Genomic DNA, 16,257 nt, shown 5'->3' with positions numbered 1-16,257 from the left:
CGAGTGTCTCTGATCGCTTCTGACCACTTCCGCATCGTTGTCGGCCTCGGCAAGAGCGGCATGTCCCTGGTTCGCTTCCTGGCGAGCCGGGGCGTTGCTTTTGCAGTGGCCGATACGCGGGACAATCCACCTGAACTGGCCACGTTGCGTCGTGACTATCCGCAGGTGGAAGTGCGTTGTGGCGACTTGGATGTCGAGTTCCTGTGCCGCGCCGACGAGCTGTACGTGAGCCCCGGCCTGGCCCTGGCGACCCCGGCGCTACAGGCCGCGGCCGCCCGTGGAGTGAAATTGTCCGGTGATATCGAACTGTTCGCGCGTAACGCGAAGGCGCCGATCGTCGCCATCAGCGGCTCCAACGCCAAGAGCACCGTGACCACCCTGGTGGGCGAAATGGCCGCCGCGGCGGGTAAGCGTGTAGCGGTAGGCGGCAACCTCGGTACTCCGGCTCTGGACCTGCTCAGCGACGACATCGAGTTGTATGTCATGGAGCTGTCCAGTTTCCAGCTGGAAACCACCGACCAATTGGGCGCTGAAGTGGCCACCGTGCTCAACGTCAGCGAAGACCATATGGACCGCTACAGCGGTCTGCCGGCGTATCACCTGGCCAAGCACCGGATCTTCCGTGGCGCCCGGCAGGTGGTGGTCAATCGCCAGGATGCCTTGTCTCGCCCGCTGATGAGCGAGGGCCTGCCGTGCTGGACCTTCGGCCTGAGCACGCCCGACTTCAAGGCCTTTGGCCTGCGCGAAGAGAATGGCGAAAAGTACCTGGCTTTCGAATTCCACAACCTGATGCCGGTGCGCGAGCTGAAGATCCGCGGTGCCCATAACCAGTCCAACGCCCTGGCAGCATTGGCCCTGGGGCATGCGGTTGGCTTGCCGTTCGAGGCCATGCTCTCGGCGCTGCGCACCTTCGCCGGCCTCGAGCACCGCTGTCAGTGGGTCCGCGACCTGGATGGTGTGGGCTATTACAACGACTCCAAAGCCACCAACGTCGGTGCTGCACTGGCTGCCATCGAAGGGCTGGGTGCTGACATCGACGGCAAGGTCGTGCTGATCGCCGGTGGCGATGGCAAGGGTGCCGAGTTCAAGGATCTACGTGATCCGGTGGCGGCCAACTGCCGCGCCGTGATCTTGATGGGCCGCGACTCCGACAAGATCGGTGAGGCCATCGGCGATGCCGTGCCGTTGATTCGCGTTGGCTCGCTGCTCGACGCCGTAGCGCAATGTCGTGCCACCGCCCAAGCCGGTGATGTGGTGCTGCTATCGCCTGCCTGCGCCAGTTTCGACATGTTCAAGAATTATGAAGACCGTGGTCACCAGTTCGTCCGCGTCGTGGAGGATCTGGCATGAACCTGAGAAACATCATCAAGCCCTACCCATCGCCGATCATCACCGGGCGCGGTATCGACCTCGATTTCCCGATGCTCGTCGGTTGCCTGACGCTGCTGGGTCTTGGGCTGGTCATGATTGCATCGGCTTCGACCGAAGTGGCGGCGGCCCAGTCGGGCAGCGCGCTGTATTACATGACGCGTCACCTGATCTATATCTTGCTGGGCCTGGTGGCCTGCGTCGTCACCATGATGATTCCCATCGCTACCTGGCAACGCCTGGGCTGGCTGATGCTGATTGGTGCGTTCGGTCTGCTGGTGATGGTGATCATCCCGGGGATCGGTCGTGAAGTGAACGGCTCGATGCGCTGGATCGGCTTCAGCTTCTTCAACGTGCAGCCTTCCGAGATCGCCAAAGTGTTCGTGGTGATCTACCTCGCCGGCTACTTGGTGCGACGTCAGAAAGAGGTGCGTGAAAGTTGGATGGGCTTCTTCAAGCCGTTCATTGTTCTGCTGCCGATGGCGGGCCTGCTGCTGATGGAACCGGACTTTGGTGCCACGGTGGTGATGATGGCGGCGGCGGCGGCGATGTTGTTCCTCGGCGGCGTCGGGTTGTTCCGTTTTTCCTTGATGGTGGTCCTGGCGGTCGCGGCGGTGGTTTTGCTGATTCAGATGCAGCCTTACCGAATGGCGCGCTTGACCAACTTTGCCGACCCCTGGGCTGACCAGTTCGGTGCGGGTTATCAGCTGTCCCAGGCGTTGATCGCCTTCGGTCGTGGTGAGTGGCTGGGCGTTGGCCTGGGCAACAGCGTGCAGAAACAGTTCTACCTGCCGGAAGCCCACACCGACTTCGTGTTCTCGGTATTGGCCGAAGAACTGGGTGCGGTAGGTTCGCTGTGCACCCTGGCGCTGTTCGTCTTTGTCTGTATTCGTGGGATGTACATCGGCTTGTGGGCCGAGAAAGCCAAGCAGTTCTTTGCTGCCTATGTCGCTTATGGCCTGTCGTTCCTGTGGATCGGCCAGTTCCTGATCAATATCGGGGTGAACGTCGGCCTGCTGCCGACCAAGGGCTTGACCTTGCCATTCCTCAGTTATGGCGGCAGTTCGTTGGTGATCTGCTGTGCCTGTCTCGGGTTGTTTCTGCGCATCGAGTGGGAGAGTCGGACCCACCTGGGCAGTGAAGAGATGGAGTTCAGTGAAAGTGACTTTGCCGAGGAGCCGACCCATGGGCGCTAACGTGCTGATCATGGCCGGCGGCACCGGCGGCCACGTGTTCCCGGCGCTGGCTTGCGCTCGCGAGTTCCAGGCCCGCGGCTACAGCGTGCACTGGCTGGGTACCCCGCGAGGGATCGAGAACGACCTGGTCCCGGCAGCAGGGCTGCCGTTGCACCTGATCAACGTCACCGGGCTGCGGGGCAAGGGCAAGTTGTCCCTGCTCAAGGCGCCGTTCGTGTTGATCAAGGCGGTGCTCCAGGCCCGGCGGATCATTCGTCAACTGAAACCGGTCTGTGTGCTGGGTTTTGGTGGTTACGTGACCGGCCCTGGCGGTGTTGCCGCCAAGCTGTCCGGAGTGCCGGTAATCGTTCATGAGCAGAACGCTGTGGCCGGTACCGCCAATCGGCTGCTGGTGCCGTTGGCCGCCCGAGTCTGCGAAGCTTTCCCGGACACCTTCGGGGCGTCCGGCAGTCGCCGCACCACGGGCAATCCGGTACGTACCGAACTGTTCCTCGAAACACCGCGCGAGGCCCTGGCCGGACGCAAGGCGCGTTTGCTGATCCTGGGCGGAAGCCTGGGGGCAGAGCCGTTGAACAAGCTACTGCCGGAAGCCCTGGCACAGGTCGCCCCCGAGCTGCGCCCGGAGGTGTTCCATCAGGCCGGTAAAAATCACGATGAAGTCACTGCAGAGCGCTATCGCGCCGCCGGCGTCGAGGCGCAGGTGCAGCCCTTCATCAAAGACATGGCCCAAGCCTATGGCTGGGCCGATCTGGTGGTCTGTCGCGCAGGTGCGTTGACCGTCAGTGAACTGGCTGCCGCCGGTCTGCCCTCGATGCTGGTGCCTCTGCCCCATGCGATCGACGATCACCAGACCCGCAATGCCGAATATTTGGCACATGAAGGCGCTGCCTTCCTGATGCCGCAAAGAACGACTGGTGCAGCGGACCTTGCCGCTCGCCTGACAGAGGTTTTGATGCAACCAGAACGACTCGACAACATGGCCCAAGCCGCGCGCCGCCTGGCCAAACCCGATGCCACCCAGAATGTGGTGAATATCTGTCTGGAGGTGGCCCATGGTTGAGAATCAAAAAGCCATGCCACAACCGGAAATGCGCCGTATCCGTCGTATCCACTTCGTCGGCATCGGCGGCGTGGGTATGTGCGGGATCGCCGAAGTACTGCTGAACCTTGGGTATGAAGTGTCCGGCTCCGATCTCAAGGCGTCGCCGGTCACCGAGCGTCTGGAGTCCTTTGGCGCGCATATCTATATCGGTCACCGTGCCGAGAACGCCGCCAATGCCGATGTATTGGTCGTGTCCAGCGCGGTGAACACCTCGAACCCGGAAGTCGCTACTGCTCTGGAACGACGTATTCCGGTGGTGCCTCGGGCGGAAATGCTCGCCGAGCTGATGCGCTACCGTCACGGCGTTGCCGTGGCCGGCACCCACGGCAAGACCACCACCACCAGCCTGTTGGCCTCGGTGTTTGCCGCTGGCGGCCTGGATCCGACCTTCGTCATCGGCGGCCGGCTCAATGCTGCCGGTACCAATGCACAGTTGGGCACCAGCCGCTACCTGATCGCCGAAGCTGACGAAAGCGATGCCAGTTTCCTGCACCTGCAGCCGCTGGTGGCTGTAGTCACCAACATCGACGCCGACCATATGGCGACCTACGACGGTGACTTCAACAAACTGAAGAAAACCTTCGTCGATTTCCTGCACAACCTGCCGTTCTACGGGTTGGCGGTGATGTGCCTGGACGACCCGGTGGTGCGCGATATCCTGCCGCAGGTGAAGCGTCCGACCGTGACTTACGGCTTCAGTGAAGAAGCTGACGTGCGCGCCATCAATGTTCGTCAGCAAGGCATGCAGACTTTCTTCACCGTGCTGCGTCGCGACCGCGAGCCGCTGGACGTGTCGGTGAATATGCCTGGCAACCACAACGTGCTGAACTCCCTGGCGACTATCTGTATCGCCACTGACGAAGGCATCAGCGATGAAGCCATTGTTCAGGGGCTGTCGGGCTTCCAGGGCGTCGGCCGACGCTTCCAGGTCTATGGCGAATTGCCTGTGGAAGGCGGCAACGTGATGCTGGTGGACGACTACGGGCACCACCCGACCGAGGTTGCGGCCGTGATCAAGGCCGTGCGTGGTGGCTGGCCTGAGCGCCGCCTGGTGATGGTCTACCAGCCGCACCGTTTCAGCCGTACCCGCGACTTGTACGACGACTTCGTGCAGGTGCTGGCCGATGCCAACGTATTGCTGTTGATGGAGGTCTACCCGGCCGGCGAAGAGCCGATCCCCGGTGCTGACAGCCGCCAGCTGTGCCACAGCATCCGTCAACGTGGCCAGTTGGACCCGATCTACATCGAACGTGGCGTCGATCTGGCGCCGCTGGTCAAGCCGTTGCTGCGCGCCGGCGACATCCTGCTGTGTCAGGGCGCCGGTGATATCGGCGGCCTGGCGCCAAAACTGCTCAACAGCCCGCTGTTTGCCGGTGCTGTGGCCGCTGGCAAGGGGGCGAAATGACTGCTGCCTACGCCAACCTGTTCTCCACCGTAAAGCCGAGTGATTTCGGTCGCGTTGCCGTGCTGTATGGCGGCAAGAGCGCCGAGCGCGAAGTCTCGCTGAAGTCCGGCCAGGCCGTGCTTGAGGCCCTGCAGAGCGGCGGTGTGAACGCCTTCGGCATCGACGTCGGCGACGACCTGCTGCAGCGCCTGCTGAGCGAGAAGATCGATCGTGCCTTCGTTATTCTTCACGGCCGTGGCGGTGAAGACGGCAGCATGCAAGGCCTGCTGGAGTGCCTGGGCATTCCTTACACCGGCAGCGGCATCCTCGCTTCGGCCCTGGCCATGGACAAGTTGCGCACCAAGCAGGTGTGGCACAGCCTGGGCATTCCGACGCCGCGCCACGCGGTATTGAGCTCCGAGGCCGACTGTATTTCCGCGGTGGCGGAACTGGGCCTGCCTTTGATCGTCAAACCGGCTCATGAAGGCTCCAGTATCGGTATGGCCAAGGTGACTTCCGCGTCTGAGTTGATCGATGCATGGAAGGCGGCCAGTACCTACGATTCGCAAGTGTTGGTCGAGCAATGGATCCAAGGTCCGGAGTTCACCATCGCGACCCTGCGTGACCAGGTCTTGCCACCTATCGCCCTGGGCACTCCCCACACTTTTTACGACTACGACGCCAAGTACCTGGCTTCCGATACCCAGTACCGGATCCCGTGCGGGCTTGAACACTCCAAGGAACAGGAACTCATGGACCTCACGGCGAAAGCCTGTGAGGCACTCGGTATCGCCGGTTGGGCACGTGCCGATGTGATGCAGGACGCTCAGGGGCAGTTCTGGTTCCTGGAAGTGAACACTGCTCCAGGCATGACCGATCACAGTCTGGTGCCAATGGCCGCACGTGCGGCCGGGTTGGATTTCCAGCAGTTGGTATTGGCCATCCTGGCAGCCAGTCTTGAGGCGAGAGGTTAAGTCCATGCAAGGCGCGTCGCTTCGTCATCAGCAGCAACCCGCACCCGGCCGCAAGCCGGTGCCGCGGGGTGCCAGCCGAATGGTGGCCAAAGAGCCGATGTCGGTGCGCCTGCCGAAAGCCAACTTCGGCTTTCTGAAAAGCCTGTTCTGGCCGGTGTTGCTGGTGGCATTGGGGTTTGGCACCTATGAAGGCGCCCAGCGTTTGCTGCCCTATGCCGACCGGCCGATTACCAAGATCGCCGTGCAGGGGGACTTGAGCTACATCAGCCAGCAGGCGGTGCAGCAGCGGATCGCGCCTTACGTCGCGGCGAGCTTCTTCACCATCGACCTGGCGAGCATGCGCACCGAACTGGAACAGATGCCCTGGATCGCTCACGCCGAAGTTCGTCGGGTGTGGCCGGACCAAGTGGTGATTCGCCTGGAAGAACAACTGCCGGTGGCCCGCTGGGGCGACGAGGCACTGTTGAACAACCAGGGCCAGGCCTTCACTCCGCGTGAACTGGCGAACTATGAACATTTGCCGCAGTTGTTCGGGCCGCAGCGGGCCCAGCAGCAAGTGATGCAGCAGTATCAGGTGTTGAGCCAGATGCTGCGGCCGCTGGGCTTTTCGATCGCCCGTCTGGAGCTGCGCGAGCGCGGCAGCTGGTTCCTGACCACCGGCGCCGGCAGTGCCGGCCCGGGTATCGAGTTGCTGCTGGGTCGCGATCATCTGGTGGAGAAGATGCGCCGCTTCATTGCCATTTATGAAAAAACGTTGAAAGAACAGATTACGAACATCGCGCGCATCGATCTGCGCTACGCCAACGGCCTCGCCGTCGGCTGGCGCGATCCAGCGGCACCCACGACGGCGCAACCTGCTGTCGCGAAGAATTAAGAAGAGGCAGGACCATGGCAAATGTGCAAAGCGGCAAAATGATCGTCGGCCTGGATATCGGCACCTCCAAGGTGGTGGCGCTGGTGGGCGAAGTCGCGGCCGATGGCTCGCTGGAAATCGTCGGCATCGGCACCCATCCTTCCCGCGGCCTGAAGAAGGGCGTGGTGGTGAACATCGAGTCCACCGTGCAGTCGATCCAGCGTGCGGTGGAAGAAGCGCAACTGATGGCGGGCTGCCGTATTCACTCGGCGTTCGTCGGTGTGGCGGGCAATCACATTCGCAGCCTCAACTCCCACGGCATCGTGGCGATCCGCGACCGTGAAGTCAGCTCGGCGGATCTGGAGCGGGTACTGGACGCGGCACAGGCCGTGGCGATCCCGGCTGACCAGCGGGTCCTGCACACCCTGCCGCAGGATTACGTGATCGATAACCAGGAAGGCGTTCGCGAGCCCCTGGGCATGTCCGGCGTACGCCTGGAAGCCAAGGTGCACGTGGTGACCTGTGCGGTGAACGCGGCGCAGAACATCGAGAAGTGCGTGCGTCGCTGTGGCCTGGAAATCGACGACATCATCCTCGAGCAACTGGCCTCGGCCTACTCGGTACTCACCGACGACGAGAAAGAACTGGGCGTATGCCTGGTGGACATCGGCGGCGGCACCACCGACATGGCGATCTTCACCGAAGGCGCGATCCGCCACACCGCGGTGATCCCGATTGCCGGCGACCAGGTGACCAACGACATCGCCATGGCCCTGCGTACCCCGACCCAGTACGCCGAGGAAATCAAGATCCGTTACGCCTGCGCCCTGGCCAAGCTGGCCGGCGCCGGTGAAACCATCAAGGTGCCAAGCGTTGGCGATCGTCCACCGCGCGAACTGTCGCGCCAGGCCCTGGCCGAGGTGGTCGAGCCGCGTTACGACGAACTCTTCACCCTGATCCAGGCCGAGCTGCGCCGCAGTGGCTACGAAGACCTGATTCCGGCGGGCATCGTGCTCACCGGTGGTACTTCGAAGATGGAAGGCGCAGTTGAATTGGCCGAGGAAATTTTCCACATGCCGGTTCGCCTGGGCGTGCCCCACAGTGTCAAGGGCCTGTCCGACGTGGTGCGCAACCCGATCTATTCCACTGGCGTTGGCTTGCTGCTGTACGGACTGCAGAAACAGTCCGACGGTATCTCGTTCTCCGGCATCGGCAGTCGCGACAGCTACAGCAACGACGAACCCAAGGCCGCCTTGCTCGATCGCATCAAGAGCTGGGTACAAGGCAATTTTTGACAAACAGTTTCAAGCAGTAAGTTTCAAGCAACAGGCAGTAGGCAGTAGGCGAAAAACTAGAGAAATGAAAGGAGAGGGAAAATGTTCGAACTCGTAGACAACATCCCGCAAAGTCCGGTAATCAAGGTTATCGGTGTTGGCGGTGGCGGCGGCAACGCAGTCAATCACATGGTCAAGAGCAACATCGAAGGCGTCGAGTTCATCTGCGCCAACACGGATGCTCAAGCACTGAAAAGCATTGGTGCGAAAACCATCCTGCAACTGGGCACCGGTGTGACCAAGGGCCTGGGTGCGGGTGCCAATCCTGAAGTCGGCCGTCAGGCCGCGCTGGAAGACCGCGAGCGTATTGCCGAGGTTCTGGCGGGCACCAACATGGTGTTCATCACCACTGGCATGGGTGGCGGTACCGGTACCGGTGCGGCGCCAATCATTGCTGAAGTGGCCAAGGAAATGGGGATCCTCACCGTTGCGGTGGTGACTCGTCCGTTCCCGTTCGAAGGCCGCAAGCGCATGCAGATTGCCGATGAAGGCATTCGCGCGCTGAGCGAAAGCGTCGACTCGTTGATCACCATTCCCAACGAGAAGCTGCTGACCATCCTCGGCAAGGACGCCAGCCTGCTGTCGGCTTTCGCCAAGGCAGACGACGTGTTGGCCGGTGCCGTTCGCGGTATTTCCGACATCATCAAGCGTCCGGGCATGATCAACGTCGACTTTGCCGACGTGCGTACCGTGATGAGCGAAATGGGTATGGCGATGATGGGCACTGGCTGCGCCAGCGGTCCGAACCGTGCGCGTGAAGCCACTGAAGCGGCGATCCGCAACCCGTTGCTGGAAGACGTGAACCTGGAAGGTGCACGCGGCATCCTGGTGAACATCACCGCCGGTCCTGACCTGTCCTTGGGTGAGTACTCCGACGTGGGTAGCATCATCGAAGCCTTCGCTTCCGAGCACGCCATGGTCAAGGTCGGTACCGTTATCGATCCGGATATGCGTGACGAGTTGCATGTAACCGTAGTGGCCACCGGCCTGGGCGCGAAAATCGAGAAGCCTGTAAAGGTCATCGACAACACCGTTCAGACCTCCATGTCCGCGCAGTCGCAAGCGCCAGTTACTGCTCGTCAGGAACTGCCGTCGGTGAACTACCGTGACCTGGATCGTCCGACCGTGATGCGCAATCAAGCACAGTCGAACGCGGCGACCGCGGCGAAGCTGAATCCGCAAGATGATCTGGACTACCTGGACATCCCGGCATTCCTGCGTCGCCAGGCCGATTGATGGAATGTATCAGGGGTATTAGGGTGATTGGTGTTCAGCAAAGGCATGGTCTGCTATTATCGCCAGCCTTTGTTGATACCAGTTCGCAATTTGCGCTGAAGCGGCCCAAGCCATGATTAAACAACGCACCCTGAAGAATATTATCCGTGCCACAGGTGTAGGCCTGCATTCCGGGGAGAAGGTTTACCTGACCCTCAAGCCTGCGCCTGTCGACACCGGCATTGTGTTTTGTCGTGCCGACCTGGACCCTGTGGTGCAGATTCCTGCTCGCGCGGAAAATGTTGGCGAAACCACGATGTCGACCACGTTGGTCAACGGTGACGTCAAAGTAGACACGGTGGAGCACTTGCTCTCGGCCATGGCTGGCCTGGGCATCGATAACGCCTACGTCGAGCTCTCCGCGTCTGAAGTCCCGATCATGGATGGTAGCGCCGGACCCTTCGTATTCCTGATTCAATCTGCTGGCCTCGAAGAACAGGACGCAGCTAAAAAGTTCATCCGCATCCTTCGTGAAGTGACCGTGGAAGACGGCGACAAGCGCGCCACTTTCGTGCCTTTCGATGGTTTTAAAGTGAGCTTCGAGATCGATTTCGATCACCCGGTTTTCCGTGACCGCACCCAAAGCGCAAGCGTGGACTTCTCCAGTACTTCGTTTGTAAAAGAAGTCAGTCGCGCCCGTACCTTTGGTTTCATGAGTGATATCGAGTACCTGCGCAAGCACAACCTCGCACTTGGTGGCAGCGTGGAAAACGCCATTGTGGTCGATTCGGATGGCGTACTGAATGAAGACGGTCTTCGCTACGAAGACGAATTCGTCAAGCACAAGATCCTGGATGCAATTGGTGACCTCTACCTGCTGGGCAACAGCCTGATAGGTGAGTTCAAAGGCTTCAAGTCGGGCCACGCACTGAACAACCAGCTCCTGCGCAAGTTGATTGAGCAGAAAGATGCCTGGGAAGTCGTGACCTTCGAAGACGCCAGCACTGCACCGATCTCTTACATGCGTCCCGTTGCGGCCGTGTAAGTTACTCTCTCTTTCCTTTTGTTTTTGAAGGCCATCCCCCCGGATGGCCTTTTTTTATGCCGCAAGAATCAGGCGCTGCGCTTGGCGGCGCTCTGGGACATATTGGAAACCACCCGGTTACGACCGCTGTACTTGGCCTGATACAGCGCCTTGTCGGCGTTGCTGATCCATTCGTCGAGACTGATGTCGGGATTGCCCGACCAAGTGTTGATGCCGATGCTCACTGTCAAGGGTGAGGCCTGTTCGCTGACCGCCGGCAAGTCTTCGATGCGGGCACGGATCTTCTCGGCGAGCACTGAAGCGCCGGCGGTATCGGTGCCGGGAAGAATCACTGCAAACTCTTCGCCACCGTAGCGGGCCGCAAGGTCCGTTGGACGTCCCGTGCAAGCGCCAATGTTCTGCGCTACCACACGCAATGCCTGGTCCCCCAGCGGGTGGCCAAAGCGGTCGTTGAAGGCCTTGAAGTGATCGATATCGATCATCAGCAGCGACAGCGGCTGGAATGAGCGCCGAGCCCGGGCCCATTCACTGTTTAGGGTCTGGTCCAGGGTACGGCGATTGGCCAGGCCGGTGAGGGCATCGATGGCGGCCAGGCGCGCCAATTTCTGCTCGGCACTCTGCCGGCGCCGCAGTTCGCGGCACAATAGCCAGGTCAGCCAGAGCAGGGCGATGCACAGCACCCCGGTGGCACCGCTGATCAGCAGTGCGGTGCGCTGCCATGCACTGAAGACCTCATCGGTGGACAGCGCGACAATCACGATCAGCGGTAGGTCGCCGACCTGGGAAAAAGTGTACAGCCGCTGAGTCTGGTCAACGCTGGAGATGCTACTGAAGCTGCCATTGCCTTCACGCAGAATGCGCATGAAGTTGGGACGCTGGCTGAAGTCCTTGCCAATCAGGTCGTCTGCCAGGGGCGGCTGCTGAGCCAACAGAATGCCGTCGCGGCTGATCAGATTGATCGTGCCTTTGCGGCCGATGTCGAGACTCTTGAACAGTTGGTTGAAATAGCTCAAGCGCATGGCCGCCTCGGCCACGCCGATGAACTCGCCGTTTTCGCCGCTGAGTCGGCGGCTGAAGCTGATGCGCCAGTCCTGTTCGGCAGTACGGGCGCGAAACGGAGGGCTGATCATCATTCCAGGGTCGGGATTGTCGACATGGGATTGAAAGTACTGGCGATCAGCGAAATTGCCGGTGCGCGGCACCACCGATGCCGAGTCGGCGAGCACATCACCGTGTTTATCCAGCAGCAGGATGTCGCCTTTGTAGGGCGCAGCGGTAGCGCGGTCGAAGAGCGTCAGATGGCGAATGGGGGCGGAGATGCCCCTCAGGTCGCTGCGCTGTGCTGCGCTGATCAGGCCTTTGAGCGACAGATCGTAGAGTTCTACGTTGCGCAATACGTCGGCATCGATCAGTTGCACGATGTTGCTCGCGGCACGGGTCGCCGCCTGCTCGGCGGCGGCGTGTTCACGGATCAATAGGTAGGTGACGATGCTGAGAATGGCCGCGACGATCAGCGTGCTGGCCAGGATCAATAATCGTATCGAATTTGACGCGGTTTTCCCTGTGCGGGGTGTCGCACTGCTCACGCTCATGGTTCTGATTTCTGCTACGTCGACGTTTTCAAGGCTAGTGTGGACGTGGGCTACAGAAATTGGTCACGCCTTCGCGCCTGTATAAATCCCAGATAACAAAAAGGCCAGCAAAACCTGCTGGCCTTTCACTCATCGCGGTTTAGAACACATTGATCGGGTAGTCGATGATCACCCGATATTCATCGGTGTCGTTGTCCACGACGCCGTAACCGTTGCCGCCACGGTTGGTGGCCCACTGCAGGCGTACTGCCAGATCCTTGGCCGTGCCGCCTTGCACCACGTACTTGAGATCCAGGTCGCGTTCCCAGTGTTTGGCGTTCTTGCCGTCGGCGCTGTACCAGTTGGCATAGCCGCGGCTGGCCGGATCGACCTTGGTCAGGTCCAACTCGCCCCGGGAGTAAGAGAGTGCCGAGGTCAGGCCCGGCAGGCCGACGCCGGCAAAGTCGTAGGCGTACTTGAGCTTCCAGGAGCGCTCGTTGGGGCCGTTGAAGTCCGAGTACTGCTGGGAGTTATCCAGGTAGATGCTGTCGCCCTGGGCGATGTAGTCGAACGGCGTGTTGCCGTTGACCCGCTGGTAGGCCGCAGTGACGCTGTGGCTGCCCACGCCCACGGTGAAGTGCAGGCTGTAGGTGTTGTTGTCGATGTTGCCCAGCAGCGCCTGGCCAGTGTCCTGGGTGTGATAGAAGTGCAGGCCCGGATTGAGGCTGACCAGATCGTTGAGCGCGTAGGTGTAGTCCAGGTCGTAGTAGTACTGGTTCCAGATGTCCTTGAGCTCGGAGGCATAAAGGCTGCTGGTCAGGCCCGGAACACCGCTCCAGGCCACCCCGGTCCAATTCAGGTGCAGGCTTTCGTCACCTTTTTGCAGGTTGCCGTAGGAGGTGCCGATGCGCTTGTGACCGCTCTGGTTGTAGGGCTTGGTGAAGCTGGCCTGGCCGCCTTCGATCAACCAGCCGTCGAAGCTGTGGTTGGTCAGGCTGACGCCACGGAAGGTCTGCGGCAGCATGCGGCTCATGCCCCCGGCGATCACCGGGTTGTTGAGAAACAGATCGCCGGCTTTGAGTTCGGTATCGAAGGCTCGCATCTTCAAGGTGGCGCCGGCGGTGGAAAACGAGCCGGGCGCCTTGTGCTGGCCATCCTCGCTGAGGGGCAGGATGCTCGATTTGGTGGTGCCGCCTCCGCCGTCCAGCTTGAGGCCGAGCATGGCGTTGGCATCCAGGCCGAATCCCACGGTGCCCTGGGTGTAGCCGGATTCGAAGACCCCGAGGAAACCCTGGCCCCACTCGATGTTGTCATCGGCTTGCTGGTGCCGGTTGCGATTCATGTAGTAGTTGCGGGCATTGAGCTTGAGGCTCGAACCGGCGACGAAACCCTCGGCATTGGCCTCCTCGGCGGCTTGGCCCAATGAAGGGATCGTTGCAGCGATTGCAATGAACAGTGGACTGATTTTCAGTGAGGTCCTGAACAACGTGTAGCTCCTTTGGTGAATGAACATGATTTTTTATTGTGAATTCGGTTGTTGCTTGTTCTATGCATGACGAATTTGCCGAGGGTTTCTCCACGGCAAAAAAAAGCCGCTGAAGTCAGCGGCTTTAAGACAACTTGCTCCAGGGTTGAAAGCAGAGAAGTTGTCGAGGGAAACGAGTCGGTATCGCGGATCAACTGTCTTTCTGAGCATCCGTCTTGCTGTGCTCGGCAGTGATCTTCTGGGCTTGCTGACTGTTTTGCTGCTGGGTGGCCTGGGCGATCTGTGCTTGTTCGAAGGCGGCGGCGCGTGCGGCATTTCTCGCCACGAATCCCTGGGATTCTTCGGCCATGGCCATTGGCGCCACGAACAGGGAGGACAAAACAAAGGCGCTGGCAATACCCATACTGTTGGACATTTCTGAAGACCTTCTTGCAGAGCAAGTTCAATTCGGTGCGACAAAAATATAACCACGAGGCTGCTGGAAAAAGAGCCGAACAGGATAAGGACTGTTACAGAAAAAACAACAGTTGGCGCTGTCTTGTAGGAGCTGGCTTGCCAGCGAACGCGCCATATCGTCTTGCATCGGATGTGTTGACGCCTTCGCCGGCAAGCCGGCTCCTACAGAATCCGAGAATCCGAGAATCCGAGAATCCGAGAATCCGAGAATCCGAGAATCCGAGAATCCGAGAATCCCGAGTCAGAGAGGCAGGTACAGGCCGAAGGTGTTGATGCCCTGCTCGCTGCGCACGAAGACATCGCCACCGTGCATCAAGGCGATGGCCTTGACGATGGCCAGCCCCAGGCCGTGGTTGGCGCCACTGTTACTGCGCGAGGCGTCGACCCGGTAGAAGCGCTCGAACAATCGGGGCAGGTGTTCACTGGCGATGCTCTGGCCCGGATTGCTCACGGCTATTGCCACTTGCTCCTGGTGAACCTCGATGCGGACCTGGATCACCTCTCCTGCCGCCGTGTGCTGCACGGCGTTGCTCAGCAGATTGATCAGCGCCCGACGCAGATGGGCAATCTCGATCCGCACCTGGGCATCACCCTGGACCTCGACCCTGACTTGGGCGTCTTCAAGGATGAAGTCCAGATAGTCCAGTGTCGTCGCGACTTCCAGTGCCAGGGAGGTGCTGGTGAGCTTGGTGGCCTTGCTGCCTTGGTCGGCGCTGGCGAGGAACAGCATGTCATTGATGATCGAGCGCAACCGCTCGAGCTCTTCGAGGTTGGATTGCAGCACTTCGAAGTAATGCTCCGCCGAGCGTCCCCGGGTCAGTGCCACCTGGGTCTGGCCGATCAGGTTGGTCAGTGGCGAGCGCAGTTCATGGGCGACGTCGGCGTTGAAGGATTCCAGGCGTGAGTAAGCCTGCTCGACCCGCTCCAGGGTGGAGTTGAAGGAGTTGACGAACTGGCTCAATTCCGGTGGCAGGGGCGACAGTTGCAGGCGCCCCGAGAGTCGTGGCGGTGCCAGGCGCTGGGCTTCCTGGGACAGCTTGATCAGTGGCTTGAGACCGATCCGCGCCACCCAGTAACCCAGGGCTGAGGCCAGCAATACGCCGACGATGGCCAGGCCGATCAGGGCCATCAGCAGCTGATGCTGGGTCTGATGGAAGGCATCGGTGTCGATGGCAATCAGGAAGCGCAGGGCAGGCCGCTGCTCCTTGGCCGATAGCTGGCTGACCAGGACCTTCAACGGGTAGGGGTGATCGCTCAGGGTCAGGTCGCGCATGCCCAGTGGGCCTTGGGCAAGTTGGCGGATCTGCGGGTCGGGGTTGCCGTACTCATAATTCGCATCACCACTCACCGCCCAGAAGCGGATGCGTTTGTCTTCTTCGCTCAGCAACTTGAGCTTGCTGGTGATCTTGGCCCAGTGCTCGGGGTTGCCGTAGCGGGTCAGGGCCGACTCCAGCACGCTGTAGCGCGCATCCAGTTCGGCTTCCGGCAGCAGCCCCAGGCCCTTGTCCACTTGCTGATACAGCGCCCCGCCAATCAGCAGGAAGATCAACAGCGCCACCAGGGTGAACAGCCCGCTCAGGCGCAGGGCGATGGAGTTACTCGGCACTGCGACTCTCCAGCACATAGCCCATGCCACGGATGGTGTGCAGCAGCTTCTGCTCGAAAGGCCCGTCGAGCTTGGCCCGCAGGCGCTTGATCGCCACTTCGACGACATTTGCGTCGCTGTCGAAATTGATGTCCCAGACCATCTCGGCAATCGCGGTCTTGGACAGGATCTCGCCCTGGCGCCGAGCCAGTACGCTGAGCAGGGAAAACTCCTTGGCGGTCAGGTCGAGGCGGCTGCCGGCGCGGCTGGCCTTGCGGCTGATCAGGTCGATCCACAGGTCGGCGATGCTGATCTGCACAGGTTCGTGGCCGCCGCTGCGGCGCGTCAGGGCTTGCAGCCGGGCGACCAGTTCGAGGAAGGAAAAGGGCTTGCCCAGGTAATCGTCGGCGCCATCGCGCAGGCCCTTGATCCGGTCTTCGACCCGCTCGCGTGCGGTGAGCATGATGACCGGGGTCTGCTTGCGCGCGCGCAACGCCCGCAGCACGCCAAAGCCGTCCAGGCCCGGTAGCATTACGTCGAGCACAATCACCGCGTAGTCGCTTTCCAGGGCCAGGTGCAGGCCTTCGACGCCGTCCCGGGCCAGATCCACGGTGTAGCCTTGTTCGGTCAGTCCGCGATGCAGGTAGTCCGCGGTTTTTTCTTCGTCTTCGATTATCAGAACGCGCAT

General features: G+C 60.8%; 14 protein-coding genes. 9 read left to right on the top strand and 5 right to left on the bottom strand.

Features of this window, described 5'->3' with window-relative positions:
- Positions 1–3: 3 nt before the first annotated feature.
- From murD to lpxC, 9 genes are all read left to right on the top strand, one after another.
- Positions 4–1,350, top strand: coding sequence for a UDP-N-acetylmuramoyl-L-alanine--D-glutamate ligase (murD, locus tag GV819_RS14460; protein WP_161756731.1), 1,347 nt, complete (start codon positions 4–6; stop codon positions 1,348–1,350).
- Complete coding sequence (gene ftsW, locus GV819_RS14455) at positions 1,347–2,564, top strand: putative lipid II flippase FtsW (protein WP_161756730.1); 1,218 nt, start codon at positions 1,347–1,349, stop codon at positions 2,562–2,564. The genes murD and ftsW overlap by 4 nt, the downstream gene beginning before the upstream one ends.
- Positions 2,554–3,624, top strand: coding sequence for an undecaprenyldiphospho-muramoylpentapeptide beta-N-acetylglucosaminyltransferase (gene murG / locus GV819_RS14450; protein WP_161756729.1), 1,071 nt, complete (start codon positions 2,554–2,556; stop codon positions 3,622–3,624). The genes ftsW and murG overlap by 11 nt, the downstream gene beginning before the upstream one ends.
- Positions 3,617–5,071, top strand: coding sequence for a UDP-N-acetylmuramate--L-alanine ligase (gene murC / locus GV819_RS14445; protein ID WP_161756728.1), 1,455 nt, complete (start codon positions 3,617–3,619; stop codon positions 5,069–5,071). The genes murG and murC overlap by 8 nt, the downstream gene beginning before the upstream one ends.
- Positions 5,068–6,024, top strand: coding sequence for a D-alanine--D-alanine ligase (locus tag GV819_RS14440; protein ID WP_161756727.1), 957 nt, complete (start codon positions 5,068–5,070; stop codon positions 6,022–6,024). The genes murC and GV819_RS14440 overlap by 4 nt, the downstream gene beginning before the upstream one ends.
- Before the next feature lie 4 nt (positions 6,025–6,028).
- Positions 6,029–6,898, top strand: coding sequence for a cell division protein FtsQ/DivIB (locus tag GV819_RS14435; protein WP_161756726.1), 870 nt, complete (start codon positions 6,029–6,031; stop codon positions 6,896–6,898).
- 14 nt (positions 6,899–6,912) lie between these two features.
- Positions 6,913–8,172 carry a cell division protein FtsA gene (gene ftsA, locus GV819_RS14430; protein ID WP_161756725.1) on the top strand — a complete coding sequence of 420 codons (1,260 nt, stop codon included), beginning with the start codon at positions 6,913–6,915 and terminating at the stop codon, positions 8,170–8,172.
- Between the two features lie 81 nt (positions 8,173–8,253).
- Positions 8,254–9,447 carry a cell division protein FtsZ gene (gene ftsZ, locus GV819_RS14425; protein ID WP_161756724.1) on the top strand — a complete coding sequence of 398 codons (1,194 nt, stop codon included), beginning with the start codon at positions 8,254–8,256 and terminating at the stop codon, positions 9,445–9,447.
- A 112-nt stretch (positions 9,448–9,559) separates the two neighbouring features.
- Positions 9,560–10,471, top strand: coding sequence for a UDP-3-O-acyl-N-acetylglucosamine deacetylase (gene lpxC / locus GV819_RS14420; protein ID WP_011063304.1), 912 nt, complete (start codon positions 9,560–9,562; stop codon positions 10,469–10,471).
- Between the two features lie 68 nt (positions 10,472–10,539).
- On the opposite strand, the gene GV819_RS14415 is transcribed toward lpxC, so the two are convergent.
- From GV819_RS14415 to GV819_RS14395, 5 genes are all read right to left on the bottom strand, one after another.
- Positions 10,540–12,063, bottom strand: coding sequence for a sensor domain-containing diguanylate cyclase (locus tag GV819_RS14415; protein WP_161756723.1), 1,524 nt, complete (start codon positions 12,061–12,063; stop codon positions 10,540–10,542).
- Positions 12,064–12,202: 139 nt separating this feature from the next.
- On the bottom strand, positions 12,203–13,555 hold the full coding sequence (locus GV819_RS14410; protein ID WP_161756722.1) for an OprD family porin: 1,353 nt from the start codon (positions 13,553–13,555) through the stop codon (positions 12,203–12,205).
- 163 nt (positions 13,556–13,718) lie between these two features.
- Positions 13,719–13,943, bottom strand: a complete 225-nt coding sequence (locus GV819_RS14405) for a hypothetical protein (RefSeq protein ID WP_161756721.1) — start codon at positions 13,941–13,943, stop codon at positions 13,719–13,721.
- Between the two features lie 282 nt (positions 13,944–14,225).
- Positions 14,226–15,590, bottom strand: a complete 1,365-nt coding sequence (locus tag GV819_RS14400) for a heavy metal sensor histidine kinase (RefSeq protein WP_161756720.1) — start codon at positions 15,588–15,590, stop codon at positions 14,226–14,228.
- The gene (locus GV819_RS14395; RefSeq protein ID WP_161756719.1) at positions 15,580–16,257 is read right to left on the bottom strand and encodes a heavy metal response regulator transcription factor; all 678 of its coding nucleotides are present in this window, start codon (positions 16,255–16,257) and stop codon (positions 15,580–15,582) included. The genes GV819_RS14400 and GV819_RS14395 overlap by 11 nt, the downstream gene beginning before the upstream one ends.

It is taken from the genome of Pseudomonas sp. Fl5BN2, assembly GCF_009908205.1.
Lineage (GTDB): Bacteria > Pseudomonadota > Gammaproteobacteria > Pseudomonadales > Pseudomonadaceae > Aquipseudomonas.
The sequence above is the reverse complement of the archived record's forward strand: the minus strand, read 5'-3'. Positions and strand labels throughout refer to the sequence as shown.